8 protein-coding genes are annotated in these 3928 nt (G+C 34.6%); 4 read left to right on the plus strand and 4 right to left on the minus strand.

Going from position 1 to position 3928, the window contains the following annotated elements:
• On the plus strand, nt 1–202 hold a 202-nt coding region (locus Q4Q55_RS09890), incomplete at its 5' end, for a hypothetical protein (protein ID WP_303372640.1).
• Nucleotides 203–211: 9 nt separating this feature from the next.
• On the opposite strand, the gene Q4Q55_RS09895 is transcribed toward Q4Q55_RS09890, so the two are convergent.
• Nucleotides 212–793, minus strand: coding sequence for an L-threonylcarbamoyladenylate synthase (locus tag Q4Q55_RS09895; RefSeq protein ID WP_303372641.1), 582 nt, complete (start codon nt 791–793; stop codon nt 212–214).
• A 46-nt stretch (nt 794–839) separates the two neighbouring features.
• Between Q4Q55_RS09895 and pgsA the strand changes: the two genes are divergently transcribed.
• Both pgsA and Q4Q55_RS09905 read left to right on the plus strand, forming a co-directional pair.
• A complete protein-coding gene (gene pgsA, locus Q4Q55_RS09900; RefSeq protein ID WP_303372642.1) occupies nt 840–1409 on the plus strand; it encodes an archaetidylinositol phosphate synthase in 570 nt (189 codons plus the stop codon).
• Complete coding sequence (locus tag Q4Q55_RS09905; protein WP_303372643.1) at nt 1402–1644, plus strand: DUF357 domain-containing protein; 243 nt, start codon at nt 1402–1404, stop codon at nt 1642–1644. The genes pgsA and Q4Q55_RS09905 overlap by 8 nt, the downstream gene beginning before the upstream one ends.
• Here Q4Q55_RS09905 and Q4Q55_RS09910 read toward each other — a convergent pair.
• Complete coding sequence (locus Q4Q55_RS09910) at nt 1641–2339, minus strand: ABC transporter ATP-binding protein (protein WP_303372644.1); 699 nt, start codon at nt 2337–2339, stop codon at nt 1641–1643. The genes Q4Q55_RS09905 and Q4Q55_RS09910 overlap by 4 nt on opposite strands.
• Nucleotides 2340–2348: 9 nt before the next feature.
• Nucleotides 2349–3458, minus strand: coding sequence for an ABC transporter permease (locus Q4Q55_RS09915; RefSeq protein WP_303372645.1), 1110 nt, complete (start codon nt 3456–3458; stop codon nt 2349–2351).
• A 73-nt stretch (nt 3459–3531) separates the two neighbouring features.
• On the opposite strand from Q4Q55_RS09915, the gene Q4Q55_RS09920 reads away from it, so the two are divergent.
• Complete coding sequence (locus Q4Q55_RS09920) at nt 3532–3771, plus strand: DUF3781 domain-containing protein (RefSeq protein WP_303372646.1); 240 nt, start codon at nt 3532–3534, stop codon at nt 3769–3771.
• A 47-nt stretch (nt 3772–3818) separates the two neighbouring features.
• Here Q4Q55_RS09920 and Q4Q55_RS09925 read toward each other — a convergent pair.
• Nucleotides 3819–3928: fructose 1,6-bisphosphatase (locus tag Q4Q55_RS09925; protein WP_303372647.1), on the minus strand; the 110-nt coding region annotated here is incomplete at its 5' end.

Below are 3928 nucleotides of genomic sequence, written 5' to 3' on the forward strand. Positions count from 1 at the left end.
AAAAATTCAATCAACTGAAAACAAAACAGGAAATACTACAGGAATTATTTCAAAAGTTGAAGAAAATAGCACCCCTATTAAAAATGAAGAAAATAAATCAACAAATTTGATGAAACATTCCACTGGTATTGAATTGCCAATGCTAATAGTATTAATATTGGTTTTAGGTTGTGCCATAATAATCAAATACCGAAGAGATTAAATAATCTCTTCACCTTCTTATTATCCTTGGATTTGTTTGTGATAAATCAATTATCATGGATGCATGAGAAGATTTTAATTCGCCGACGTCAATAACCAAATCAACTTCACAATCCAGTTGTTCTAAAATCTCAGAAGGATTGGATAAAACTTCATCATCAGAAATGTTCGCACTGGTGGTGGTTATCGGGAATAAACTAGCCAACCTACGGGAAATGTCATTATTAGGAACTCTAACACCAACAAAAGCAGAACCACTAGTTACGGTCCTTGGAACAATACTCTCTTTCTTTAAAATAAATGTATAGGGACCTGGAAGATAATTATTAATTAGCTTCTTTTGCTCGTTTGAAACTTTTGCCACCAATCCAATGGATCTTATATCGCTAACAAGTATTGAAAGCGGTTTCAAATAACTTCTTTGTTTTATATCAAAAACCCTTTTAACTGCAGCATTATCAAATATGTTTGCACCCAACCCATAAACAGTGTCAGTTGGGTATAAAATAACACCTCCATTGGATAAAACATCAATAGCTTCACCAATTATTTTTTCATCTACAGCATCAATACTTGTTTTCAATATTTTCATTTTCCTTACCCAACAATTATATTAGATGAGATATTTAATATAAATTATGCTTCAATCACTAAGACCACTTTTAACAAAAATATTAAATCCTCTCGCTAGTAGATTAAACATTAATCCGAATATTATAACTGTAATATCTCCATTTGTTGCACTCCTTGCAGCATACGGATTTGCAAATCATATGCTGATATTGGCAACTCTTGCAATTCTGGCATCTGGATTTTTGGACGTTGTGGACGGTGCAGTTGCAAGATATCATAACAGGTCATCCAAATTTGGAGCATTCCTTGACTCAACCATGGACAGGTTTGCAGATGCAATAATCTACATCGGAATAATATTTGGAGGATACTGCGACTGGTTTGTTGGAGTCCTGGCAATTCATTCTGCAATCTGCGTAAGTTACGTAAGGGCAAGAGCAGAATCCCAGGGCGTTGACTGCAATATTGGAATAGCTGAAAGAGCCGTTCGAATGATTATTTTAATGATTGGAGCAGTAATAGGACATATTGCCGGAGACATTTACTTTACCTATATCATTTACATATTAGTGATTTTATCTTACTTTACTGTGGCTCAAAGAATATTACATGTTTGGAGGAGATTGAATGAGTGAACTTGAAAGTCCAGAAAAGATAGCCAAGGACATTGCGAAATTGGAAAGAAATTTAAATCAGGTAGCCGACATTACCTTTGAAGGAAAAGAAAAAGAAGTCTATGACAGAGCTATTGATTATTGGAACGATTCCAAATATTATCTTGAAAAAAAAGATATGAGGACTGCATTCGGTTGTATTGAATACAGTCACGGACTTTTAGATGCTTTAAGGATGATTCATGGAATCATCTAAACATCAATTTTACTATTTATTAACGATTCATCACCAGCAGAGATTATTTCACCATCCAAAACTTCGATAACCCTATCTGCAAGTTTCGCTACATCCATATCATGAGTAACAATTATCAAAGTTACATTTTTATCTTCATGCAAATCAATTAGTTGACGAAGGATCCTACTACTTGTTTTGGAATCAAGTGATCCTGTCGGTTCATCCGCCAATATTATCGAAGGGTTGTTTGCAAGTGCACGTGCAATAGCCACCCTTTGCCTTTCACCACCAGATAACTTATTGGGCATGATATCTGCCTTATCCTTAAGACCAACATCATCCAATAATTTCAATGCATGACTTTTCATCTCACTAGAAGACATTTTTTGAGTATACATCGGAATTTCAACATTTTCCCGGACAGATATATTTGGAATTAAATTATGCAGCTGGAAGATGAATCCAATTTTTTTACCTCTAAACTCATTCAAGTTTTTTGAAGTGCTTAAATCATGACCAGCAACTTCAATGCTTCCTGAATCGGGAACATCAAGTGCACCAAGCATGTTCAATAATGTTGATTTGCCTGATCCTGATGGACCGATAATAGATACGAATTCTCCATCCCCGATTGTGAGGTCCACTCCATTCAATGCTTTGATTTTACCATCTTCATAACTTTTGTATATATTTTTCATTTCTACAGCATTCATATTTTCACCTCACTCATACCTCAATGCTTCTGTTGGAGGCAGTTTTACCGCTTTGATTGCAGGATATAATCCTCCGATAATTCCAACGACGATTGCTATTGCAAATGCCTGGATGAATATTTTTGGAGTAAATAATGGAGAAATTCCAAATTGAGGACCTAAAAGTGAACAAGCTGCAAATCCAATTACCGAACCGATAATTGCAGAGACTATTGTTATTACTAATGATTCTCCAACAATCATTGTAAGAATCTTTCTATTAGACCAGCCGACAGCTTTTAGAACTCCAATTTCCCTTGTTCTTTCAAATACTGACATCAACATTGTGTTGATGATGCCCAATCCACCAACTACAATTGCTAAAAGTGAAATTGCCCATGATGATGCCTCAAGCATGCTGAGCATATTGCCCATCTGTTCCATTTCCATAACAGAAGTGATTGTTGATATGTTATCTCCGTATTTTGCATCAATTCTATCGGCTACAGCCTGTGCATCCTCACCCTTTTTAACTTTAACATAAATATTTGAAATTGAATCCTCATCATCCATCAAATCTCCAACTTTTGAAATTGATGTGAATACACCACCAGCCATATTTGAATCTCCTGTTTCATAAATTCCAACCACTTCAAAGTCTTCACCATCTATTGTTATATTATCCCCTACAGAGTAATTGTTATCATCGGCATATATCTCACCCAAAATTGCCTCGGATTCATTATCTCTGAACAATTTACCTTCCTTCATAGAAATGTCTGCCAAAGCAGTACCGTTAGGATCGATACCAATCAATGTATTCATATAATCATCACCAACCGATGTCAGAACAACGTAAATAGGATAAGCCTCATCCACACCTTCAACGCTTGCTATCTTATCTGTCCAATTTGCATCGATTGTATTAGTTCCATATGCAGAATCTCCTGTTTCCTTTCCCGAAATCGAGAAATCAGCACCTCCTGCATGTATTGTGTCTTCAAAAGTATTTATCAGACCCTCTGTGATTCCACCAAGAGCAACTATAACAATTATTCCAATTGCAATACCTACGATTGCTAAAATTGCACTAGTTCTTCTCCTAAATGGATTTTTAAGAATGAATTTTAAAAATGACATAATACTAAATAGTAAAGTAATATATAAATAACTAATTATATTATAGACCAAGATGCAAAAATCGGGTGATGAAATGCATAAGAGAGCACTTTTAGAAAATATTGATAAAATCCACACAACTGAAATGGGAATCGGAAGAATACAAAAGAACTTGGAAATTAATGTGGAACCTGTAAGTTATTGCATTTCCAAATTAAAACAAGACAATTCAGTTGTTGGAAAAAAAGGTAAAAATTATTATGTTGAAGTTGATGACTGCATAATCACAATCAATTCCAGCAGTTTTACAATAATAACTGCCCACAAAAAGTAAATCTAAAAAAAAGTAAAAAAGTAAGAGATTATAAATCTCTTTTAAATTTATTCCATATCTTCAAATCTTGATTCTAATTTTTTCATTACACCAGGAAGTGAAGTGTATTCCATTTCTTCAGCAGGTAATCTGTGAGGTTCGAATGGACCGTGTCTTC

The organism is Methanobrevibacter sp. (assembly GCF_030539555.1).
Lineage (GTDB): Archaea > Methanobacteriota > Methanobacteria > Methanobacteriales > Methanobacteriaceae > Methanocatella.